Here is a 23393-nt window from a genome sequence, read left to right as displayed (position 1 = left end):
TTAGGGATAAGGAAATTCAGTGTCAAAGTATTAATTTTAGAAATTTAACGTTATGAAAATAAACATAAAGCAGATATGAAGTCAAACCTTATTCTAACAACACTTTTTATTATTTTTTCTAATTTTATTTGTGCGCAAACTAATTTCTCTGACAATCCTTTAGATGCTGTTTTTGAAACAAAAGATTCAAAGAATTTTTGGGAAGCATTTGACAAAATGGGCAAATCAAAAGAAAATCCGTTTATTGAATACATGCAAAAAGGTTCTCAAGGTGTTAAAGGATTTACAGAAAACAGAATAATCAATGCCGATTCTCTTTTTACAGTTGTAAAAAAAAGAAAAGCAGATTATGAACTTTCAAGAAATGTTTTGGACGGTATTTCATCCAAAGAAAAGAGAGTTAGAGCCATTTATAGTGCTTTAAAATATTGGTATCCAAAGGCAAAATTTCCTCCAATTTATTTTGTTTATGGAAGATTTAATTCAGGCGGAACTTCTTCTCCTGATGGAATTATTATTGGAACTGAAAAACTTAAAAATCTGGATGGTGTTTCAGGTTTAATTGCACACGAACTTATTCATTATCAGCAAAAAATTGAAGGTAAAGATATGTTGTTGAAATGGTGTTTACTTGAAGGAGGCGCTGATTTTATTGGTGAACTTATTTCGGGAGAATCCATAAATAAGTTTGAATATAAATATGGAGACCAAAACCTAGATAAATTATGCGATGAATTTGTAACGAGATTAAAAAATCCTGAATATAAAGATTGGTTATATGAAACGACTAAGAAAGATGACAGGCCAAATGATTTAGGATATTGGATTGGCTATAAAATAATTGAATCTTATTTTAATAAACAGAAAGACAAACAAAAAGCAGTTGAAGAAATACTAAATATAAAAGATCCAATACAGTTTTTGAAACAAAGTGGTTTTTTAGATGTGTATATTGAAAGATATCAAAAATCAAAAAAAGAAAGTTTTGATGCGTTTTTTTAATAAAATGGTAAAAAAACTCCTTAAGAAATTAAGGAGTTTTTTTGTAAGCCTATCAAACCATTTTGGTTAAATATCTTTTTTAACTATTAATAAAATAGCTTATTTATTTTTCTCAATCAATTCAATAATTTTTAAAGCAACACTTTTTGAGGATTGAAAATTTTGTCCTGTAACAATTCGGCCGTCTTGTTCAACATAATCTTCATTTCTCTTTGAGAATTTAAAATCCCCTCCTCTTTCTTCAATTGTCTTCTGAATTAAAAACGGAAAGTGTTTAAAATATTCACCATCTTGTTTTTCAAAAGAGTCAGGATAACCGCTTATTTTTTTTCCTTCAACTAAGAATTTGCCATTTTTAGTTTTTAAGTTAGCAATCCCCGCCGTTCCATGACATACCGAAGAAATAATACCGTTATTATCTTCATAAATTTGCATAGTAATGTGCTGAATGTCCGAGTTTTCAGGAACATCATACATTGCGCTTCCGCCTCCAATATAATGAACGGCTTTATAAGTTTTATAATCAATTTCTTTTGGGTTTACAGTATGTTTTATCGCATACATAAAGTCTTCATTATATAAATATTGTTTTTGCAAGCTATCAGAGGTATCAATATAAGCTAAAGGAATAGCTCCACCTTTTGGACTCACAAAATCAACAATATAACCTGAATTTATAAAAGTGTTATAAGCGTTTACAATTTCGGCAAAACTATTACCAGTTGAAATTGTAGAATTTCCGTAATAATGTGCATTAGAAACAATGAATAATATTTTTTTACCTGATTTATTACTTGCTTTACTGCTTGCGGATTTACTAATTATTTTCCATTCACCTTCAATTTTTTTCAGTAAGAACAGATCCATAAATTCTTGTTTTCTTTCAGGAATAAGAATTTCGGCTTTTGCTACAGCGATATCATTAAAATATTCTATAGAGATGATTCTGCCTATACGACCGTTAAATTCTCCTTTGTTGCCTTTTTGAAACCAGGTTACATATTCTGAACTCGGAACTATCCATAAAGGTTTTTCTTTGTGGCTTAAAAAAAGATTGGCTTCAGAATAAAAAGCCTTACTAATACTGTCTGGTTTGTTATAAGATGTGCCTTCAATATAATTTTGAATGCAGTTCTCAATTAGAGACTGTTCTGATTGTGAAAAAGATAAATTTGATAGTAGAACAAGTAAGATTGCGGAAAAGATTTTTTTCATAAACTTTGGATTATAGATTTAAAAATGTTTCTCAAAACTATATTGATTAATTTTTAAATCATTCCATATTTATAATATCAGGAGTACGGATTTATAACTTCGGAGTAGTTTTTCTTGCAATTCAGAAACACAATGCCCACAATATATCTCGTGTTCATCTAATGTGTTTCTATCTGCAGTAATATTATGAAAATGTAAGACCTGAAATTCTTGAAACATATATAAAGTAAAAACCTCCAAAATCAAAAAACTTTGGAGGTTTTTAAATTCTGTGGTCTTTACAAACCTATTCATCGTAAAAAAAAGCCTATCACTAATATTAAGAATAAGCTTTAATTATAATATTTAATTAAAAATCAAGATTTCAGATCAATGGTAACTTTTTCAATTTTACCTTGAAAAGTAAACGGTGCATCGTAAGTTCTGTCTACCGGAGTACCAAAATCTTCTCCCACATCTAAAGTTTCATCGGCAGAGAATCTACTTGGGACCGTTTTAGGAATATCTCCGCTTGCCACTTTTTTGCCATCAACCAATATAGTCGCCTTTGCCGCTTTTCCGACACCACCGCCAGCATAATCGAAATTCACAACAATGGTATGTTTTCCTGCTGTTAAAGCTGTTGGCGATTGTATTCTCCATTTATGGTTAGGATAGTGAGAAAATGCATAAGCGAAAGTTGGTTTTCCTTTTTGAAGCATTAAAGCTAAACCGGCAAAATAACCACCTTGTGTGATAATCATTCCTTCTTGTCCGGCTTTTACATCAACTTCGGCAGTAATACTGAATGAAGTATTTTTCATATTTGGCGCCATTCCTTCTGTAATACGTGATGTACCTTGATGATAGGTAAATCGTGTTCTGCCTTTATTTAAATTCGGACGATTTTCAGGATTTACTCGATCAATATAGCGATCGTCAAAAGGAAAAACTTTATATTTTTCAGCTTCTTCCATAAAGGCTTTTTGCATTTCTTTTAGCTTCTCTGGATTTTTTGCTGCAATATCATTGGCCTGACTAAAATCTTTTGTAAGATCGTATAATTCCCATTTATAATCTTTTACAGGATCTTCAGATGGCACGGGATGACCTTGCCATGGAAGATTTTTTGGTGTAGTACTAGCCAACCAGCCATCTTTATAAAAAGCTCTATTAGCAATTACTTCAAAATATTGGGTTTTGTGTGTTTCAGGCGCGTTTGCATTGTCAAATGAATAGACAAGACTTTTTCCTGCCATCGGAGTTTGATCAAAACCGTCTACTTTCTTTGGCTGAGGAATATTTGCTGCTTCGAGAATGGTGGGTACAATATCTGTAATATGAGCAAATTGACTTCTAATCTGACCAGTTTGTTTAATTCTTGCCGGCCAGGAAATGACCATTCCGGTACGGCTTCCTCCTAAGTGAGAAGCAATTTTCTTATCCCACTGAAAAGGCGTATTCATGGCGTGTGCCCAACTTTGAGAATAATGTTCTGCCATCCAGGGACCGCCAAAATCATCCAAATGTTTTAGCATGAACTCTTCAGTATCAACTTCTCCATTGACCATAATACCAATTTCACTTGTCAGCCCCTGACCTGTCGGGTCTTCGGCACTCGCACCATTATCACCCATTATAAAAATAATCATGGTATTGTCCAGTTCTCCTAAATCTTTGATAGATTGTATTACTCTTCCAATCTGATTGTCGCAATAAGCCAACATTCCAGCGTAAACTTCCATTTCTCTTGCGGCTACTTTTTTCATGCCGGGAGACAGTGCATCCCATTTTTGATATTCTGGTGGAGTAGCGGCTAATAATGCATCAGGTGGGATAATACCTAGTTTCTTCTGATTTTCGTATGTCGCAATACGTTGTTTATCAAAACCCTGATCAAATTTCCCTTTGAATTTTGCAATCCATTCTTTTGGAGCCTGATGTGGCGCATGCGCTGTTCCAGGTGTATAGTAGGCAAAGAATGGTTTATTTGGTGAAACATTTTTTTGTGTTTGAATCCAATGAATGGCGTGATCTGCCAAATCGCGATCCAGAATATAATCCGGATCTACTTTTTCTTCTTTAAAGTACGGATCAACTGGCTTTGTTCCTTCAAAAAGCGCTGGTCTAAATTGATGTGCGTCGGCACCAAGGAAACCGTAAAAATATTCAAATCCTAAACCTGTTGGCCATAAATTAAAAGGTCCGGCTGGAGTGGATTGCCAGTCTGGAACGTTATGATTTTTTCCGAACCATGAAGTGCCATAACCATTATCAGTCAAAATTTTACCGATCGTGGCAACACTGCGCGGTACTAAACTGTTGTAACCAGGATATGGAGTCGAAAATTCCATAATAATACCGGTTGCTGCAGTGTGATGATTTCTACCTGTAATAAGAGCTGCTCTTGATGGAGAACATACTGCTGTTGTATGAAAACGATTGTATTTTAGTCCATTTTTAGCCAAAGCATCAAAGTTGGGAGTTGGAACAGGGCCTCCGAAAGTAGAACTTGCACCAAATCCAACATCGTCAATCATGATCAATAATACGTTTGGAGCTCCTTCTGGCGCACTTATTTCTTTTGGCCAATCTATTGGATCAGAATCTTTAATTGTAGGCGCTACTTTGCCTACCTTTTGATAGGGTTCAATCGGTAAAACAGTTCTGTCTGGCCAATTTTGTTGTGAAGAATTTTCCTGAGCATTTCCTGAACTAAATGCCAGTATTGCCAGGAGTGCTGTAAATAAAAAGCTTTTTTTCATGATCTTTTTTAGTTAAATTAGATTATTAGAAAAACAAAGGGAAGTAAGTCTTAATTGTTGAAATTCAGCAATTTGACGTATAAATTTACATTTTTTTTCTTAGATACAGCAAGTTTGATTTATAAAGTTATACTCAGATTGAGATAAGGAGAAAATAGAAATGATAGATAGTCCTAAATTTCACAAAATCTAACTAAATGTTTTCGAATCAAAAAAAAAACTCCAAAATCAATTGACTTTGGAGTTTTGGAATTTTTGGTAGTTTTTATTAACCTGTTTAGGAATTATTTTTTACAGCAGTTAAAAAGAATTTCAAATTAAGTTATCTTGGGAAAATTCTCTTTCTATTTGTTTTAATAAAAAAATAATGTAAAATATAACAATAAAAAAACTCCTTAATTTCTTAAGGAGTTTCTTGGTGGGCGATGAGGGGTTCGAACCCCCGACCCCCTCGGTGTAAACGAGGTGCTCTGAACCAGCTGAGCTAATCGCCCTATTTTATTAGGCTGCTATCATTTCGTGATTGCGAGTGCAAATATACAGCTAGATTTTGTATTTGCAAGTGTTTTTTAGAAAAAAATGAAAAATAATTTCAATAAAATATTTAGAAAGCTATTTATCAGTGTTTTAAAAAACTAAAAAAATCTTCATTTTCTTAAATTTAGTTAAAAACAGAAAACACAAACTCTAAATCATAATATTCTTTTGTATTCACTTGCTATAATCATACATTTGCATATCTTAATAGTATATTCAAATGGCTAGATTTCAAGAAAACGATTTACCGAAAGCTAAATTAGACTCTAACTCCCTTCAAAAAGCACTCCGAATTTTTAAATATGCCAAGAATCACAAATGGAAATTTTTCCTTGGCTTGATTTTCCTTTTATTGACCAGCGCCACTGCCCTCGCCTTCCCTAAATTAATGGGAATGCTTGTAGATTGTGTTACAAATAAAGATCTTGATAAAGCAAATGAAATTGCCATTGCATTAATGGGAATTTTGACATTACAAGCGATTTTTTCTTTTTTCAGAATTTCGCTGTTTGTCAATTTTACTGAAAATTCATTATCGAATATTCGTTTTGCATTGTATGAAAACTTGGTAAAATTGCCAATGTCATTCTATTCTCAAAAGCGTGTTGGAGAACTAAACAGTAGAATCAGCGCTGATATTTCGCAATTACAAGACACTTTTACAACAACAATTGCTGAATTTCTGCGTCAATTTATTCTAATCATCGGTGGATTTGTAATTCTAGGAAGCATCAGTCCAAAATTGACTTTAATGATGTTAGCGATTGTTCCAGTTGTTGCCGTTGCTGCTGTAATATTTGGAAGATTTATTCGTAAATACGGAAAAAAGACACAAGATAAAGTAGCCGAAAGCCAGGTAATTGTTGAAGAAACATTACAAGGAATAAGCAATGTTAAAGCTTTTGCAAACGAATGGTACGAAATTCAGCGTTATAAAAACAAGATCAAAGAAATCGTAAAAATTGCAATTAAAGGCGGGCAATACAGAGGTTATTTTGCATCGTTTATTATTTTATGCCTTTTCGGATGTGTTGTTGCTGTAGTTTGGTACGGAATTACACTAACTATAAAAGGTGAAGTTGAAGGCGTTGGAGATTTGATCTCGTTTGTTCTTTACACCACTTTTATTGGAGCTTCTTTTGGAGGAATTGCTGAAATGTATGCACAGATCCAAAAAGCCGTTGGGGCAACAGAACGTGTTTTTGAATTATTAGAAGAAACTCCTGAAGCAATCAATGCAAATCCTCATGCATCTTCTGTAGAAAAAATCAAAGGAAATGTAGTGTTTAAAAATGTTGCTTTCCATTATCCATCCCGAAAAGAAGTTCAAGTTTTGAAAGACGTTAATTTCTCAGCTGAATTTGGTCAAAAAATAGCGATTGTAGGACCAAGTGGCGCGGGGAAATCTACTATTTCTTCTTTATTATTGCGTTTTTATGATATTACAGACGGAGAAATTTTAGTTGATGGGAAAAATATTCACGACTATGATTTAGAAAATCTACGTGGCAATATGAGTATTGTGCCTCAGGATGTGATTTTATTTGGAGGAACAATCAGAGAAAATATTGCATATGGAAAACCAGATGCTTCTGAAGATGAAATTATAGCTGCTGCAAAACAGGCAAATGCATTCAATTTTATAGAAGGTTTTCCTGAAAAATTTGAAACTTTAGTTGGAGAGCGTGGAGTAAAATTATCTGGCGGGCAACGTCAGCGTATTGCGATAGCAAGAGCATTACTTAAAAATCCGAGTATATTAATTTTGGATGAAGCAACATCATCATTAGACAGCGAAAGCGAAAAACTGGTTCAGGAAGCGTTAGAAGTTTTAATGGAAGGAAGAACCAGCATCATAATAGCACACCGACTTTCTACTATTAGAAATGCAGATAAAATCCTTGTTTTGGACAATGGAAAAATTTCGGAAGAAGGAACGCATCAGGAATTGATAAATCTTGAAAACGGAATTTATAAAAACCTGAGTAATCTTCAGTTTAGTAATTCATAAGAGAAATTTAAATAAAATAAAAAAGCTCCAATTTACATTGGAGCTTTTTTTATATCTGTAAAACCTGATACAGAAAACGGAAAACTAAAATTATTTACCTTTTCTTCTGTTTCTTTCTGCTTTAATCATTGATAATTCACGGCTTGTTTGTCCTGCTACAGAAGTATTTTCTTCTGCACGACGAATCAAGTAAGGCATAACATCTTTTACAGGTCCAAATGGCAAGTATTTTGCAACATTATATCCATTTTCAGCTAAGTTGTAGCTAATGTTATCGCTCATTCCGTATAATTGACCAAACCAAATTCTGTTGTCGTTTTTAGCAATTCCTTTTTGAGCCATCATTTCCATTAGTTTGTATGAACTCAATTCGTTGTGCGTTCCTGCAAAAATCGCCATAGTATCTAAATGTTCCAACATATATTGAACAGCTGCATCATAATTTACATCTGTTGCTTCTTTAGAAACACAAATTGGAGAAACATATCCTTTTTCCTCAGCTCTTTTATGTTCTTTTTCCATATAAGCACCACGAACCAGTTTCATTCCAATATAAAAACCTTCTGTTTTTGCTACATCGTGCAATTTTTTCAAATAATCCAAACGATCCCAACGGTACATTTGTAATGTATTGAATACAATAGCTTTTTCTTTATTGTATTTGCGCATCATATCTGTCACTAAATCGTCAGCGGCGTCTTGCATCCAGCTTTCTTCACCATCAATCAATAACGCAACATCTTTTTTGTGTGCTTCACTGCAAATTTTGTCAAAACGAGCTACTACTCTATCCCATTCTGCTTGTTCTACCGGAGACAAAGTTTGTTTTTCTCCTAATTTCTCATACAATTCAAAACGACCTAAACCTGTTGGCTTAAAAACCGCAAACGGAATAGCAAGACGTTCTTTAGCAAACTCTACTGTCCTTAAAGTCATTTCTAAAGCGGCATCAAACTGCTCTTCTTCCTCTTTTCCTTCAACAGAATAATCAAGTACAGACGATACACCTTTTGTAAACATTTTATCTACTACAGTAAGGCAGTCATTCTCGTTTACACCACCACAAAAGTGATCAAAAACAGTTGCTCTAATTAATCCTTCAACAGGAAGATGCGCTTTAATTGCAAAATTTGTTACAGCTGTTCCAATTCTTACAAGCGGTTCACTGTCAATCATTTTAAAAAGAAAGTAAGCTCTATCAAGTTCTGTATCACTCTTTAGCGAAAATGCAACCTGAGTGTTATCGAATATTTTTTCCATTAAGTTTAGTTTTTATGCAAAGATATAGAGTGTTTTGAATATTCTTTACGAAATCGTGTGAAATTTTTCTAAATCATCAATGTAGAGAAAAGGAATATTAAATTATGAAGTAAAATTTTACTGCTTCTTTAGAATTATGCTTTAAATCCAGAAACATAGTAATGTTGCGCAATTTAGAATGATTCATTTTAAAACAAATTAGAGGTAAAGTTTGAATATTATTTAGCTTAAAATGCCTTATTTTTGCGCTTTCAAATAACCAAAGAAATTATGAAGTCTATACAAGCGAATAACTATCTGGTGCATTTCAACCAAAATGCATACGAAGCCTTAAATAAACACTTAAAAGAAAATAAATATTCAAACATCTTCATAATCGTTGATGATCAGACAAATGAACATTGTCTTCCTAAATTTATTCCAATGCTGGAAACAGATTTAGCAATTGAAATTATTGAATTTGAAGCAGGAGAAGCCAATAAAAATATTGAAACCTGTATTGAAATATGGAATATTTTAACAGAACTAGGAGCTGATAGAAAATCGCTTGTGATTAATGTCGGTGGTGGTGTCGTGACTGATTTGGGCGGATTTGTTGCTTCTACCTTTAAAAGAGGAGTTGATTTTATAAATGTTCCAACTACTTTATTATCGATGGTTGATGCTTCTGTTGGTGGAAAAACAGGCGTTGATTTAGGAAATCTTAAAAATCAGATTGGTGTAATTAATGTTCCGCAGATGGTACTTATCGATACCGAATATTTAGAAACTTTGCCACAAAACGAAATGCGTTCCGGTTTAGCTGAAATGTTAAAACACGGTTTAATTTATGATGCGCCTTATTGGAGACAATTCTCAGATTTAAAATCAATCGTTTTTGATGAACTAGATCAATTAATTTATCGTTCAGTTGAAATTAAGAATGAAATTGTTATTCAGGATCCCACAGAGAAAAACATTCGTAAAGCTTTAAACTTTGGTCATACTTTAGGGCATGCAATTGAAGGCTATTTTTTAGAAAGCGAAGAAAAAACAACTTTATTACACGGAGAAGCGATTGCTGCAGGAATGATTTTAGAAGGTTATATTTCATTAAAGAAGAATTTAATTTCTGAAGAAGAATATCGAGAAATCAAAACCGTAATTAAAGGAATTTATGATGACATTATTTTTAATGAAAATGACATCGATCCAATATTAGAATTGCTGATTCATGACAAAAAAAATGAATACGGTTTAATTCAATTTGCATTAATTGAAGGAATCGGAAAGATAAAAATTAACCAATCAGTTGAAAATAAATTAATTCTAGAAGCGTTTCAAGATTATAAATCTTAAATATTTTTTAATCAAAAGCATTGCTTTAGGTATATATTATTTTTTACATTTGCCTCGATGAAAACAAACAGAAAACAAAGACATTTCAGCTCTTACAGAAACAGACTCAACAGTTCTTTATTGAGAATGCTGAACCGTTTTTATAATAGTAAAAGTCCGTTTTGTTTTGATGTTTTCCTATGTTCAAAAGCCGAGCACGAAAAACTGCCGATTATTTTTGCCAATATTAGGGTTTGAATTTTAAATTTAGCGTCGTTTTTACTAAATTTAAATACAAATTAAAATATTGAAAATTAAATGAATACAAAATATTCTGATCTAATAAACCAAACATACTATTTCCCACAAGAGGAATTTAAACTTAACAAGGACAACCTTCAGTTTCATAATATCGATTTGATGAAATTGGTTGAACAATATGGTACACCTTTAAAGTTTACATATTTACCTCAAATTTCTGAAAACATCAACAAGGCAAAGTCTTGGTTCAGAAAAGCAATGGAAAAGAATAAATACGAAGCAAAATATTACTATTGCTATTGTACAAAAAGCTCTCATTTTGAATATATTATGAATGAAGCTTTTAAAAATAACATTCATATTGAAACTTCGTCTGCATTTGACGTTAATATTGTTGAGAATTTGTTGGAAAACGGAAAAATCAACAAAAGTACATACGTTATTTGCAATGGTTTTAAAAGAGACGAGTACATCAGCAATATTGCACGATTAATTAATAACGGACATAAAAATACTATTCCGATTATTGACAATTATGAAGAACTTGATTTGCTTCAGGGCGAAATCAAAGGAAAATTCAAAATTGGAATTCGTATTGCTGCTGAGGAAGAGCCTAAATTTGAGTTTTATACTTCAAGATTAGGTATTGGATATAAAAATATTGTTTCGTTCTATAAAAAACAAATTCAGGAAAATGACAAATTAGAGCTTAAAATGCTTCACTTTTTCATTAATACCGGAATTAACGATACTTCATATTACTGGAATGAGCTTGTAAAATGTATTAAAGTATACATTGCACTTAAAAAGGAATGCCCTACTCTGGATGGTTTGAACATTGGAGGTGGTTTCCCAATTAAAAATTCGCTTGCTTTTGAATATGATTATCAATATATGATTGATGAAATTATCAATCAAATTAAAATTGCTTGTGAAGAAGCTGAAGTGGATGTTCCAAATATTTTTACAGAATTTGGTTCGTTTACAGTTGGTGAAAGCGGCGGTGCAATCTATCAGATTTTGTATCAAAAACAACAAAATGATAGAGAAAAATGGAATATGATTGATTCGTCTTTCATTACAACTTTGCCAGATACTTGGGCTATAAATAAACGTTTTATTATGCTGGCAATCAATCGCTGGAATGATACTTACGAACGGGTTTTATTAGGTGGTCTGACTTGCGATAGTGACGATTATTACAACTCAGAACAAAATATGAACGCCATTTATTTGCCTAAATACAACAAAGAAAAGCCATTGTATATTGGTTTCTTTAATACTGGTGCGTATCAAGAAACAATTGGAGGCTACGGAGGTTTACATCACTGTTTGATTCCACAGCCAAAACACATTTTAATTGATCGTGATGAAAACGGAATTCTGGCAACAGAAGTTTTCTCAGAACAACAAACTTCTGATGATGTATTGAAGATTTTAGGATACAAGAAAAAAATGTAAAAAAATAATTGCAAATTAAATGTTAATATTTGAAAAATGATTAATTTGCATACAGCAGAAAGAGGTTAAAATCTTTAATTCAAAAAAAAACAAAAAAAAAGAGGAAATGAAAGGACCAATCAGTCAGTTTATTGAAAAACATTATTTACACTTTAATTCTGCTTCTCTTGTAGATGCAGCTAAAGAGTACGAGCAACAATTAGCTAATGGTGCTAAAATGCTTGTAAGTATGGCTGGAGCTATGAGTACAGCAGAAATTGGTAAAATTTTCGCTGAAATAATTAGACAAGATAAAGTACAAATTATTTCATGTACTGGAGCCAATCTAGAAGAAGATATCATGAATTTAGTAGCTCATTCTCACTATGAGAGAGTTCCAAATTACCGTGATTTGACACCAGAAGACGAATGGGCATTGCTTGAAAGAGGATTAAACCGTGTAACAGATACTTGCATCCCAGAACATGAAGCTTTCAGACGTTTGCAAAAGCACATCTATAAAATTTGGAAAGATGCGGATGATAAAGGAGAACGTTATTTTCCACATGAATTCATGTACAAAATGTTGCTATCAGGTGTTCTTGAGGAATATTACGAAATTGATTTAAAAGACAGCTGGATGTATGCAGCAGCTGAAAAAAATCTTCCAATCATCGTTCCAGGATGGGAAGACAGTACAATGGGTAACATTTTTGCTTCATATGTAATTAAAGGTGAATTAAAAGCGTCAACAATGAAATCAGGTATTGAATACATGACTTTCCTTGCTGACTGGTATTCAAAAAACAGCAGTAATGGTATCGGATTCTTCCAAATTGGTGGTGGTATCGCTGGAGACTTCCCTATTTGTGTTGTACCAATGTTATACCAAGATATGGAAATGCATGATGTTCCGTTCTGGAGTTATTTCTGCCAAATTTCTGATTCAACAACTAGTTATGGATCATATTCGGGAGCAGTTCCAAATGAGAAAATCACTTGGGGTAAATTAGATATCAAAACCCCTAAATTTATTATCGAATCGGATGCTACAATTGTTGCTCCGTTAATTTTTGCATATTTATTAGATTTATAGGATATTTTATGAAAAGAGTTATAGTAGACTACGCCAAACTGACAAACGAAATTTTAAACCTTTTGGTTGAAAAATTTCCTGATGGTTATGATGATTCGGATGTTATCCGTTTTAGAAACGCTAAAAACGAATTGGTAGAAGCTGTTGAAGTTCGTACCGAAGACACTATTTATTTAGTAAAAATCAGTACAAAACTTGCTGACAGAATTGAAAATTACGACGAAGATGACGATATTGATTTAGATGTTGATACAATCGAACCAGTAAAAGGACTTGATCTTGATGATGATGCAGCTGATGATGACGATGATGATGACAACCAAGATAAACCAGATACTGACGGTGCTGACGACGATGAAGATGACGAAGATAAAGATGATATCGCAGACGACGACGACGATGAAGATGATGAAGATTAATCTATATCTTTTAAAATAAATTTAAGGAACTCAGATTTGAGTTCCTTTTTTTATTACTCTAAATAATCTTTTCTTTAAATAATAATTTAAAAAACAATCAAAATTTGAAAGAAAATTCTTTAATTTTATTATTTAAAATATAATTGCAATATGACTAACGAATTACTACACGCCAAATTAAAAGAAAATTTTGGATTTGAAAAGTTTCGACCAAACCAGGAAACAATAATCAACACAGTACTTTCTGGTCAGGATACACTTGCAATTATGCCAACCGGTGGTGGAAAATCAATATGTTTTCAATTGCCAGCCCTCATTTTGCCAGGGATTACAATTGTAATTTCTCCTTTAATTGCTTTAATGAAAGATCAGGTTGATAGTTTGAAAACAAACGGAATTTCTGCTTGCTATATTAATAGTAGTCAATCTTCTCAGGAACAGCAATTTTATATAGATAATTTAAAATCAAATACATTTAAACTTGTTTATATTGCTCCGGAAAGTTTGTCTTATCTAGATGTTATTTTTAATGAACTAACAATCAGTTTAATTGCAATTGATGAAGCACATTGCATTTCTTCATGGGGACATGACTTTAGACCTGCTTATACAAATTTAGGGTATTTGAAAAACCGCTTCCCTTCTACTCCAATTCTTGCTTTGACAGCAACTGCAGATAAAGCTACTCGTACCGATATTACAAAACAGCTGAATTTAAAAAATCCTAAAACATTTGTTGCTTCATTCGATAGAAAAAATTTAAGTCTAGAAGTTCGACCAGCTTTAGATCGCGTAAAACAGATTATTGATTTTGTAGAGAACAAACCAAACGAATCTGGAATTATTTATTGTTTGAGTCGAAAGACAACAGAAGAACTCGCTGAAAAACTAGTCAAAAACGGAATTACCGCAAAAGCTTATCATGCAGGTTTAGATAATGTAATACGAGCAAAAACTCAAGATGAATTTATAAACGATGATTGTCAGGTGGTTTGCGCTACGATCGCATTCGGAATGGGAATTGATAAATCAAATGTTCGCTGGGTGATTCATTATAATCTTCCGAAAAACATTGAAGGTTATTATCAGGAAATTGGACGTGCAGGTCGTGACGGTTTACCTGCTGAAACCGTGATGTTTGAAAGTTATGCAGATGTAATTCAGCTTCAAAAATTTGCATCTGAAGGATTGAATTCTGATATTCAGCTTGCGAAACTAGATCGTATGAAGCAGTATGCAGACGCTGTAAGTTGCCGTAGAAAAATTTTGCTTTCTTATTTTGGTGAATTAGTAACTGAAAATTGCGGAAACTGCGATATTTGCAAAAATCCGCCAACTTTTTTCGATGGGACGATTCTCGCGCAAAAAGCATTGTCTGCAATTACACGTTTACAGGAATCTGAGCCATTGGCGGTAATTGTCGATTTTTTAAGGGGCTCGAGAAACGCGTATATCTACGAAAAAAATTATCAAACGCTAAAAACGTATGGAATTGGCGCTGATATATCTTGGTACGATTGGAATCAATATTTAATTCAATTGATAAATTTAGGTTATTGTGAAATTGCATTTCATCAACACAATAAAATTCTCCTTACTCCTTTTGCTAAAAAAGTTTTATTTGATGGTGAAAAAGTAAAACTGACAACTGTTGTCAAAAAAGTAATTGACAAAAATGAAATAAAACAAGAGAAAGCAAAAGCAGTTAAAAATTCTCTTTTTGAAACACTTCGGAAACTACGTTATGAAATTGCAAAAGAAGAAGAAGTTCCTGCTTATGTAATTTTCAGTGATGCTGCTTTAAGACAAATGGAACTCTTACGGCCAATGAGTGAAGATGAATTCCTTGCTATTGAAGGAGTTGGAAAGGTAAAACTTGAAAAATATGGCTCGGAATTTATTAATGTAATAGTGCAATTTCAAAGAAATAAGTCGGTTGTCAAAAAAGAAAAAAAAGACAGCACTTATAAAAAAACTTTAGAATTATTTGAAAACGGAATTTCTATTGAAGAAATCGCAGAAAGAAGAAATATCAGCCAAACCACTGTAATTTCACATTTAGCAAAATTATATGTTGATGGGCACAATTTAGATTTAAGCCAATTCGTTTCTGAAAAAGAAATAAATAAAATTCAAAAAGCTCAAATAGAATTAGAGAAACCAAATGCGTTAAAACCTTATTTCGATTATTTTGAAGAAAAAATGTCTTATGATAAAATTCGTTTTGGTTTGGCTATCATAGAGCGAAAAAATCAAACGCAACAAGTTTAAATAAAAAATCCTGTGAAAATTTTCTTCACAGGATTTTAGTTTTATAACGTTTAGACCTTTATAAATATCTTTCTTCAAAAACTTTTTGATGATGTTTTTGATGTCCGATTATTGCAAAACCTAAAGCACGTACTGAAATTGGATTGTTTGAAGCTGTTCCAATTCTCTTAAGTTGTTCTTCAGATAAACTTTTGTAGAACAATAAATTTGAATGTCTTAAGGCTGATAGCTCGGTCAATAATTCCTGGATACTTCTTCCGTTTGCATTTGTACTTTCTGCATAATCATTTTCTTCAAAACTTGGCAAAGGTGTTTTGTCGTTTCTTGAAAAACGTAATGCTCGATAAGCAAAAATACGCTCACAATCTATAATATGCTGAATAATATCTTTGATTGTCCACTTTCCTTCAGCATATCGATAGTCAAATTTATCCATTGGAATGTTTTGTACAAATCGGATGAAATCATGTAAAGAAATTTCCAATTCTTCAATCAAATTTACATTTCCAGCTTCACGAATATAAGTAGCAAATCCGCCCGAATATTCATTATCTAATAATTGATCTGCATTCATGTTTTAAATTTTTAAGCTGAGTTTCTACTTGCATTTGTATTTCCGAAAAGTGATCGAGTAACGATTTTTTCATAAACTTTAATCAAATCCTCGTTGCCTTCTTCTTTGTTCAATTCATTAATTCTTAACAATGCATATTGTTGTATTGTCAACAATGGCAATACAATACGCTCTCTTATCTGAATTGAAGCTATACCATCAGGATAATTTTCCATCAATGTTTTATGGCCGGCAATTTTCAGCAAAAGACGTTTTGTTTCTGAAAATTCATCGTAGATAATTTGCCAGAATTCACCAAATTCAGGATCTTTTCTCATATATGCTGTCAATGGTAAAAATGATTTTGCCAATGACATCATACTATTTTCAAGTAAAGTTTTAAAGAATAACGAATTATGATATAGATCACTTACTTTTTCCCATTGTCCAGATTCTTCAAAGTATCTTAAAGCAGATCCAACTCCAAAAAATCCAGGGACATTTTGTTTTAATTGACTCCAAGAACCAACAAACGGAATCGCTCTTAAATCAGCAAAATCCAATGATTCAGATTTGCTTCTTTTTGATGGACGACTTCCAATATTAGTTTTTGAGTAATATTTCAACGTGCTCATTTTTTCCAAATATGGAATAAATTTCGGGTGATTTTTAAAACTCAAATATTTATCATATCCTAAAGTTGCTAATTGCGTTAGAATTTGTGTCTCTTCTGGACTTAGTTCGTTTTCTTCTTTTTTGAATACCTGATTAGTAACTCCGGCAGTCAATAAATTTTCAATATTATATCGACAAGAATCCAAAGTTCCAAAATTAGAACTAATCGTCTGACCTTGAACTGTAATCTGGATTTCGTTATTTTCAATTTTCGGCCCTAGAGATGCGTAGAATTTGTGCGTTTTTCCACCACCACGCGCAGGAGGTCCACCACGTCCGTCAAAGAAAATAGCTTTGATTCCGTATTTTCTTGAAATTTCAGTTAATGAAATTTTTGCTTGATAAATACTCCAGTTGGCCATTAAGTAACCACCATCTTTTGTTCCGTCTGAGAAACCAAGCATAATAGTCTGCTTATTTCCTCTTGCCTGTAAATGTTTAGAATATTCCGGATTTGTATACAATTGTTCCATTATTGAATGCGCATTCTGCAAATCATCAACCGATTCAAAAAGCGGAATAATATCAACCGATGGATTTTCCCAATTATTCAAACGAATCATTGCAAAAGTTTCCATTACGTTTAAAGCACTTTCGTTGTTGCTGATAATGTAACGATTGGCTCCTTCTTCTCCGTTATTTTGTTGAATCGTTTTGATTGCCTGAACAGATTCTAATGTTGATCTTGTAATTTCATCTTCGAAATCACTCGGATTCAAATTACCTTTTACTTTTGATAAAACATCAATTTTTTGATCTTCATTCAATTCGTAGTAATTTTTCGGAAAAATATCAGAACCAGAATTCAGGTAATAATTTACTACATCCTTGAAAACAGCGTTGTGAATTTTACTATTCTGACGAATATCTAAAGTAGCAAAATGAAATCCGAATAAATTAATTTTTACTAGCAGCGCTTCTAATTCATCTAAATATAAAGACTGATGTTTCTCAATAATAATAGTTCTGATTTTGTTTAATTGCGTCAACAATTCATCTAAAGTGATAAAAATTTCACCTTTAGAATAAAACACAGAACGATAAAGTTTATGTTCAAGTTCGGCTACTAAAGTATCTACTCCTGAGAAAGTTAGCTTTCTTTTTAAGTTTCTCATTTCAACATAATAACACTTTAAAATAGAAGTACGCAAGCGGTCAGCAACTTTTAAAGTAATATCTGTTGTAACAAAAGGATTTCCGTCACGATCTCCTCCAGGCCAGAATCCAAGTTTGATCAATTGATTTTGAATCGCATTTCCGCCGAGGATATTTTTCTGTAAATAATGAACGATTTCTCCAGAAGTTGCATAAAAAACATTCTCCAGATACCAGATCAAACTTACAGCTTCATCATATGGATTAGGCTTTACATTTTGAATAAATGGTGTTTTGCCCAATTGCGCCAATAATTGTTTGATTTGCAATAAATCGTTTTGACGAATAGCTTCTGTCAAATCATTTATAATTCCTAATACAGGACCAGGATAAAATTGAGTTGGATGCGCTGTTAAAACGGTACGTACATTGAAGTTTTCTAAAAATTCGATTAATTCATCGTCTTTTTCTTTTGCATCCGTTTTTTCTTTAATATCACGAAGAGAACCACGCCCTTCCATATTATTAACTTCAGGAAAAGCAGCGTCTTCAATAGCATCAAACAATACAATTTGACGTTCTATATATTGAATAAATCGAAACATTAAATCGATTTTTTCAGTTTCAGAAGCATTATTAAGGAACTTATTTGAAAAAAAATCAAAAATCTCTTTAGGTGTCTCTTGTTTTTTAAATCCTGTTTCGCAAGTTTCTGTAAATAATGGTAGCAAAACTCCTGTATTATCAATAGAATCAAACGGTAATGTTATAAAAACACTATTATAAATGTAGTATTTAGAGAGAACGTCCTGATTAAAACGTTCAATTTTTGGTAACGTGTACATAATTGTGTTGTGTAGTTGGTTGGTTAATAGGTCATAAAAAAACCCCAAGAATAAACTTGAGGTTATATTTTATAATATAGCATTCAAGAAAATATTACATATTTTTGAAAATAGTATGCATCAAACGCTTCTTATCGTTTATACTTTCCTCTAATGAAATCATTGTTTCTGTTCTGTAAACACCTTCGATATCATCAATCATGAAGATAACTTCTTTTGCGTGTTTAGTATCTTTTGCTCTAATTTTGCAAAAAATGTTGAATTTACCTGTCGTTACAGAAGCTACTGTTACGAATGGAATTTGATTGATTCGCTCTAATACAAATTTAGTTTGAGACGTATTATTAAGGAATACACCCACATAAGCAATAAATGAATACCCTAATTTATCATAATCTAAGGCTAGTGAAGATCCCATAATGATACCGGCATCCTCCATCTTTTTTACTCTAACATGTACTGTTCCAGCAGATATCAATAGTTTTTTTGCAATGTCAGTAAACGGAACTCTCGTATTGTCTATTAACATATCTAAAATCTGGTGATCTACTTCATCTAAACGAAATTTACTCATAATTCTTTAATTAATATTACTAATTGCTATTACAAAGTATAAAAATATATATAAAAAACAACAAATTCACATAAAAATTAACTTTTTATCAACCCGTTAACAAATTTAATATTTTTATTTAAATAAAAATCTGCTTTTTGATTCAATTTCGGAAAATTATCATATTCATCTGAATAAATTGCACCTTTTGCGTCATATTCATAATGTCCAAAATAATTTTCTAATTCTCCTGCTTCAACGATGTAAGCATTAAAATGAATCTTATTTTCAATCAATTCTTCTTTGTATTGTGCGACAAAATTCGTAATAATTTCGATACCATCATAATTTATTTTGATATTTTTATACATAAAATCATAAAAAACCACTTTATTTTGTGAAATATTCAAATAATCATTAATTCTATTATCAACTAAATCGTTTTCGGAGATGAGTTTAAACGCCGTAATTAGTGAGAAAAATATGAACTTTCGCGTGATTTCTCTATTGTAATCGCCTGCATAGTGTCCTGCTTCAAATAATATTGTTGGTGCACCTAAAAATTGAAAAGTGTCTCCGATACAATTAATATTAAACGAATCATCAAAACGTCCTATTTGTCCAGGAATGTATTTTTGCAATTCATCATTAATTCCTGCAATCAAATTTATAGCCGTTAATCTATTTTCATTTACTTCTCTTTCTTCATTATATGATGGTGCTAAAAATGACACTGTTGCTGGTTTTCCCGTTTCACCTGCGCCAAATATAGTACGCTGATCATGGAGATTAAAGCAGAAATCTGGCTTAAATGTTTCAAAAACTTCTCTTAAAACATTGCTTTCCGGCTGAGTCAAATTCTGTGAATCACGGTTCAAGTCAACTTTATTAGCATTTTCACGGGTATATAACTTCGCTCCGTCTGGATTTAGTATAGGAATGCTGTAAAAAGTAAAAGTACTAAGCATTTTTTGAGCAAACTCTGATCCGTTATTAAGTACATTAATAAAATCAAAAAGGGCTTTTGTCGTTGTGCTTTCATTTCCGTGCATTTGTGACCAAAGATAAACACGCGTGCTTCCTGTTCCGATTTGGTAACTATATATAGGTGCACCTAAAACTGATTTGCCTATTACTGAAACTTGATTATCTGTATTTAATTTATTCAATAAAGGCTCGATGTTATCTAAAGTTAAATAACGTCCTGAGATGGATTCTTCTTTGTTCTGGTTAAATAATTCTTCTAAATTCATTGTCTTTTGATTTGTTTACAAAAGTAAACATCTTTATTTTTACAATTGTAAACTTTAAATTTTACTAATAATTCAGAATTGTAAACAGCAATTAGCCTTATTTCAAATAAATTCTAAAGTCTTAAGTTAACAAATGTTATAATTTAAATACTTAAATTAATATGTACTTGTTTTCAATTGGTTATGTATTTTTATATAAAGTTATTGTCTAATATAAATAGTCCTAATTTTATATTTTACAACTGTGTAATTGTTTATGCAATTCTTTTTTGTTACATTTGTAAACTAGTTACTACTTTAAAATAATTTACAATGGTAAACATCGATGATTTTGTAAAAAGACTTGAAATTATATTGGATTATTATGGGGTAAACGCCTCTTCATTTGCTGATAAAATTGGTGTTCAGCGCTCAAGTATGTCTCATCTCCTATCTGGCAGAAACAAACCAAGCCTTGATTTTGTCATGAAAATTATTGAAGTTTTTCCAGATGTAGATATATATTGGTTGCTGAATGGGAAGGGAAATTTTCCAAAAACTAATGAAGATTCAACTTTACAATTTGAAGTAATTTCAGAAATTGAAAAAACTATCCCTCCTACTTCATCAAATGAAAATTTTAATACAATCGATTTATTTTCTGAAATCAATCCAGAAAAAGAAAAAGTAGAAACCCAAAATACATCTTCAATAAAAAATACAATTTTCAATCCGGATGAAGATGAAGTCGAAAAAATCATCTTTTTTTATAAAAACGGTAAATTCAAGACTTATGTACCGTAAGTTTAAAAATTTCGCGTATTTGAAAATTTTTAAAAATATTTTTCATTTAAGAGATTCTCACGCAATCAAAAAAAATACTAAAATTTTAGATTTGAATTCCATTTTCTGGAATCTTTCCTAATACTCCTTTATAATGTTGTTTTAAAATTGTCCAATCAGCTTCATAATTTCCTGTTGGATAAAAAGGCTTTCCTAAATTAACCTCTTTCTTTCCCCAATCAAAAGCAACGGGAACAATTGGAACATTTGCTTTAAGTGCAATATAATAAAAACCAGTTTTGAGTTCTGTAACACCTTTTCGGGTTCCTTCTGGAGCAACGGCCAAACGAAAAGTTTCTTTGCGATCAAAAATCGCCGCAATCGAATCAACTTTATTCAATCCGCCAGAACGATCAAGCGGTTCGCCTCCAACATTTCTAAAATAATAACCAAAAGGAAATTTGAATAATTCCTTTTTTCCAACCCAATTCATTTGCAGTCCAGAAATTCCGCGAGTAAAAAGCCCAATGTAAAAATCGTGATTACTGGTATGAGGCATAACCATCAGAATGCATTTTTTTACCTCTGCATTTTCGATTCCCTTGATTTTCCAGCCCATTAGCTTGTAAAAGATGAATTTGTATAGCTGTTTTTTCATTAAAATTTTATTATTTCTGCAAAAATAACAGATTTAAAATGTATTTTTGAGTAAAAGCCTTATAAAATGATTCAAAAATTATTCAGTTATCTAATTCCAATTAAAATATTCAAAAAAAAGTCAGCTCGTAGCAAAACAATTGAAGTTACCTGGGCAAATGGAGAATTGGTTTTAGACTCTGAAAACACAAATTATTCTTATGGAAGCCTTCAGCGTATATTAAGGTATGGCTTGAGAAATATTGGCTATGATACGATTTTAAAAATGGATCATATTCTAGTTTTAGGAGTTGCCGGCGGTAGTGTTATAAAGACTTTGGTAGACGAAATTGATTATAAAGGAAAAATTACCGGAGTTGAAATTGATTCCGAAATGATTCAGATTGCGAATCAATATTTTAATTTAAATAAAATCGAACAACTTGAACTGATTATCGACGATGCATTTGAATTTGTTTTAAAAACTAAAGATCAATACGATTTAATCATAATTGACATTTTTGAAGATATCAAAATGCCAAATTTCCTGTTTGAACGGTTTTTTAGTGAACGTGTTTGTTCTCTGTTAAAAGATGACGGTTTCGTGCTTTTCAATACCATGATTTTAGACGAAGCACATAATGTGAGAAATAGGAAGTACATTTCAGAAATAAACACTACATTGTTTTCCTCAAAAATGCTTCCCCGCATTGAGGTTCACAATGAGTTAATTATTATAAAAAAAGTAGCTTAATTTTTATTTTTATGAAACCCCTTTCTGCCATTTTAAACGCCTTGCCGCCTACTAAAATTATCGATTCTAGTATTGATTTTTCAAAGTATTTACCTTTGGATTTATCTGCCAATAATGAAGAATTAATGGATGTCCGGCCAGAAAATGCTGCCGAATTTGAAATTTTTATTTCAGATTATTTGTCAAGAAATAATGCTGAAGTTGCTTTTGGTGGTTATATTGAAGGTCGTACATTATATAAAAGGAGTACTATTTTTAGAAATGATTCTATTCCGGAACGGAATATTCACATTGGCCTTGATTTATGGACAAAAGTAGGAACAACTGTTTTGGCAGCGTTGGATGGAAAAGTTCATAGTTTTAAAAATAATGTTGGACTGGGCGATTATGGTCCGACTATTATTTTGGAACATGAAATTCAAAATGAAAAATTTTATACTTTATATGGACATTTATCGTTAGAAAGTTTAGACGATTTAAGTGTCGGGAAACCTTTTAAAAAAGGAGAACAAATTGCAACTCTTGGAAATGCAGCTGTAAATGGCGACTATGCACCACATGTCCACTTTCAGATTATCAAAGATATCGAAGATTTTTGGGGAGATTATCCTGGAGTCTGCAATTCAAATGATCTCAATTTTTATATAGAAAACTGCCCCGACCCTAACTTATTATTAAAAATAACATAAATAGT

At 31.9% G+C, this 23393-nt stretch carries 18 protein-coding genes and 1 tRNA gene; 10 read left to right on the top strand and 9 right to left on the bottom strand.

Translation table 11 applies throughout. The features are described from left to right. The first annotated feature begins 75 nt into the window (after positions 1–75). The gene (locus FN795_RS00490) at positions 76–1002 is read left to right on the top strand and encodes a DUF2268 domain-containing putative Zn-dependent protease (RefSeq protein WP_142448773.1); all 927 of its coding nucleotides are present in this window, start codon (positions 76–78) and stop codon (positions 1000–1002) included. Positions 1003–1101: 99 nt separating this feature from the next. Here the strand turns inward: FN795_RS00490 and FN795_RS00485 are convergent, their stop codons facing one another. The 3 genes from FN795_RS00485 to FN795_RS00475 form a co-directional block, all read right to left on the bottom strand. Further along, entirely contained in the window at positions 1102–2217 is a 1116-nt protein-coding gene (locus FN795_RS00485; RefSeq protein WP_142448772.1) for a nuclear transport factor 2 family protein, read from the bottom strand. A gap of 356 nt (positions 2218–2573) precedes the next feature. Next, positions 2574–4961 (bottom strand): arylsulfatase, encoded by a 2388-nt coding sequence (locus FN795_RS00480; protein ID WP_142448771.1) that lies wholly within the window; start codon positions 4959–4961, stop codon positions 2574–2576. A 416-nt stretch (positions 4962–5377) separates the two neighbouring features. Next, positions 5378–5455, bottom strand: a tRNA-Val gene (locus tag FN795_RS00475). Positions 5456–5718: 263 nt separating this feature from the next. On the opposite strand from FN795_RS00475, the gene FN795_RS00470 reads away from it, so the two are divergent. After that, positions 5719–7509, top strand: coding sequence for an ABC transporter ATP-binding protein (locus tag FN795_RS00470; protein WP_142448770.1), 1791 nt, complete (start codon positions 5719–5721; stop codon positions 7507–7509). Between the two features lie 90 nt (positions 7510–7599). Here the strand turns inward: FN795_RS00470 and FN795_RS00465 are convergent, their stop codons facing one another. After that, a complete protein-coding gene (locus FN795_RS00465) occupies positions 7600–8769 on the bottom strand; it encodes a proline dehydrogenase family protein (RefSeq protein WP_142448769.1) in 1170 nt (389 codons plus the stop codon). A gap of 270 nt (positions 8770–9039) precedes the next feature. On the opposite strand from FN795_RS00465, the gene aroB reads away from it, so the two are divergent. From aroB to recQ, 5 genes are all read left to right on the top strand, one after another. Beyond that, positions 9040–10107 carry a 3-dehydroquinate synthase gene (aroB, locus tag FN795_RS00460; RefSeq protein WP_142448768.1) on the top strand — a complete coding sequence of 356 codons (1068 nt, stop codon included), beginning with the start codon at positions 9040–9042 and terminating at the stop codon, positions 10105–10107. 297 nt (positions 10108–10404) lie between these two features. Continuing rightward, positions 10405–11808 carry a type III PLP-dependent enzyme domain-containing protein gene (locus tag FN795_RS00455; protein ID WP_035643715.1) on the top strand — a complete coding sequence of 468 codons (1404 nt, stop codon included), beginning with the start codon at positions 10405–10407 and terminating at the stop codon, positions 11806–11808. Between the two features lie 106 nt (positions 11809–11914). Then, complete coding sequence (locus FN795_RS00450) at positions 11915–12883, top strand: deoxyhypusine synthase family protein (RefSeq protein ID WP_035643712.1); 969 nt, start codon at positions 11915–11917, stop codon at positions 12881–12883. Positions 12884–12891: 8 nt separating this feature from the next. Beyond that, positions 12892–13302, top strand: coding sequence for a DNA primase (locus FN795_RS21365; RefSeq protein ID WP_154275389.1), 411 nt, complete (start codon positions 12892–12894; stop codon positions 13300–13302). Positions 13303–13452: 150 nt separating this feature from the next. Next, on the top strand, positions 13453–15573 hold the full coding sequence (recQ, locus tag FN795_RS00440) for a DNA helicase RecQ (protein ID WP_142448767.1): 2121 nt from the start codon (positions 13453–13455) through the stop codon (positions 15571–15573). Positions 15574–15631: 58 nt separating this feature from the next. Here the strand turns inward: recQ and FN795_RS00435 are convergent, their stop codons facing one another. The 4 genes from FN795_RS00435 to FN795_RS00420 form a co-directional block, all read right to left on the bottom strand. Continuing rightward, positions 15632–16147 (bottom strand): DinB family protein, encoded by a 516-nt coding sequence (locus FN795_RS00435; protein ID WP_142448766.1) that lies wholly within the window; start codon positions 16145–16147, stop codon positions 15632–15634. Positions 16148–16158: 11 nt separating this feature from the next. Continuing rightward, positions 16159–18741 (bottom strand): phosphoenolpyruvate carboxylase, encoded by a 2583-nt coding sequence (locus FN795_RS00430; RefSeq protein ID WP_142448765.1) that lies wholly within the window; start codon positions 18739–18741, stop codon positions 16159–16161. Positions 18742–18835: 94 nt separating this feature from the next. Beyond that, complete coding sequence (locus FN795_RS00425; protein ID WP_007805990.1) at positions 18836–19315, bottom strand: Lrp/AsnC family transcriptional regulator; 480 nt, start codon at positions 19313–19315, stop codon at positions 18836–18838. Between the two features lie 77 nt (positions 19316–19392). Further along, on the bottom strand, positions 19393–20547 hold the full coding sequence (locus FN795_RS00420; protein WP_142448764.1) for a M14 family metallopeptidase: 1155 nt from the start codon (positions 20545–20547) through the stop codon (positions 19393–19395). Between the two features lie 312 nt (positions 20548–20859). Here FN795_RS00420 and FN795_RS00415 point away from each other — a divergent pair, with 312 nt between their 5' ends. Next, entirely contained in the window at positions 20860–21330 is a 471-nt protein-coding gene (locus tag FN795_RS00415; RefSeq protein ID WP_142448763.1) for a helix-turn-helix domain-containing protein, read from the top strand. Positions 21331–21415: 85 nt separating this feature from the next. On the opposite strand, the gene FN795_RS00410 is transcribed toward FN795_RS00415, so the two are convergent. Next, positions 21416–21967 carry a 1-acyl-sn-glycerol-3-phosphate acyltransferase gene (locus FN795_RS00410; RefSeq protein ID WP_142448762.1) on the bottom strand — a complete coding sequence of 184 codons (552 nt, stop codon included), beginning with the start codon at positions 21965–21967 and terminating at the stop codon, positions 21416–21418. Positions 21968–22033: 66 nt separating this feature from the next. Between FN795_RS00410 and FN795_RS00405 the strand changes: the two genes are divergently transcribed. Further along, positions 22034–22699: a spermidine synthase gene (locus FN795_RS00405; protein ID WP_142448761.1), complete on the top strand. Its 666-nt coding sequence runs from the start codon at positions 22034–22036 to the stop codon at positions 22697–22699. Positions 22700–22710: 11 nt separating this feature from the next. Further along, the gene (locus tag FN795_RS00400; RefSeq protein WP_142448760.1) at positions 22711–23388 is read left to right on the top strand and encodes a peptidoglycan DD-metalloendopeptidase family protein; all 678 of its coding nucleotides are present in this window, start codon (positions 22711–22713) and stop codon (positions 23386–23388) included. Positions 23389–23393 lie beyond the last annotated feature (5 nt).

It is taken from the genome of Flavobacterium resistens, assembly GCF_900182645.1.
Taxonomy (GTDB): Bacteria; Bacteroidota; Bacteroidia; order Flavobacteriales; family Flavobacteriaceae; genus Flavobacterium; species Flavobacterium resistens.
Note: the sequence above shows the minus strand (reverse complement) of the source record. Positions and strands in the feature narration are given on the sequence as shown.

Excerpts from the sequence above, each read along its gene's own strand:
- FN795_RS00490 (WP_142448773.1), top strand. The coding sequence starts at position 76 with ATGAAGTCAAACCTTATTCTAACAACACTTTTTATTATTTTTTCTAAT.
- FN795_RS00485 (WP_142448772.1), bottom strand. The coding sequence starts at position 2,217 with ATGAAAAAAATCTTTTCCGCAATCTTACTTGTTCTACTATCAAATTTA.
- FN795_RS00480 (WP_142448771.1), bottom strand. The coding sequence starts at position 4,961 with ATGAAAAAAAGCTTTTTATTTACAGCACTCCTGGCAATACTGGCATTT.
- FN795_RS00470 (WP_142448770.1), top strand. The coding sequence starts at position 5,719 with ATGGCTAGATTTCAAGAAAACGATTTACCGAAAGCTAAATTAGACTCT.
- FN795_RS00465 (WP_142448769.1), bottom strand. The coding sequence starts at position 8,769 with ATGGAAAAAATATTCGATAACACTCAGGTTGCATTTTCGCTAAAGAGT.
- aroB (WP_142448768.1), top strand. The coding sequence starts at position 9,040 with ATGAAGTCTATACAAGCGAATAACTATCTGGTGCATTTCAACCAAAAT.
- FN795_RS00455 (WP_035643715.1), top strand. The coding sequence starts at position 10,405 with ATGAATACAAAATATTCTGATCTAATAAACCAAACATACTATTTCCCA.
- FN795_RS00450 (WP_035643712.1), top strand. The coding sequence starts at position 11,915 with ATGAAAGGACCAATCAGTCAGTTTATTGAAAAACATTATTTACACTTT.
- FN795_RS21365 (WP_154275389.1), top strand. The coding sequence starts at position 12,892 with ATGAAAAGAGTTATAGTAGACTACGCCAAACTGACAAACGAAATTTTA.
- recQ (WP_142448767.1), top strand. The coding sequence starts at position 13,453 with ATGACTAACGAATTACTACACGCCAAATTAAAAGAAAATTTTGGATTT.
- FN795_RS00435 (WP_142448766.1), bottom strand. The coding sequence starts at position 16,147 with ATGAATGCAGATCAATTATTAGATAATGAATATTCGGGCGGATTTGCT.
- FN795_RS00430 (WP_142448765.1), bottom strand. The coding sequence starts at position 18,741 with ATGTACACGTTACCAAAAATTGAACGTTTTAATCAGGACGTTCTCTCT.
- FN795_RS00425 (WP_007805990.1), bottom strand. The coding sequence starts at position 19,315 with ATGAGTAAATTTCGTTTAGATGAAGTAGATCACCAGATTTTAGATATG.
- FN795_RS00420 (WP_142448764.1), bottom strand. The coding sequence starts at position 20,547 with ATGAATTTAGAAGAATTATTTAACCAGAACAAAGAAGAATCCATCTCA.
- FN795_RS00415 (WP_142448763.1), top strand. The coding sequence starts at position 20,860 with ATGGTAAACATCGATGATTTTGTAAAAAGACTTGAAATTATATTGGAT.
- FN795_RS00410 (WP_142448762.1), bottom strand. The coding sequence starts at position 21,967 with ATGAAAAAACAGCTATACAAATTCATCTTTTACAAGCTAATGGGCTGG.
- FN795_RS00405 (WP_142448761.1), top strand. The coding sequence starts at position 22,034 with ATGATTCAAAAATTATTCAGTTATCTAATTCCAATTAAAATATTCAAA.
- FN795_RS00400 (WP_142448760.1), top strand. The coding sequence starts at position 22,711 with ATGAAACCCCTTTCTGCCATTTTAAACGCCTTGCCGCCTACTAAAATT.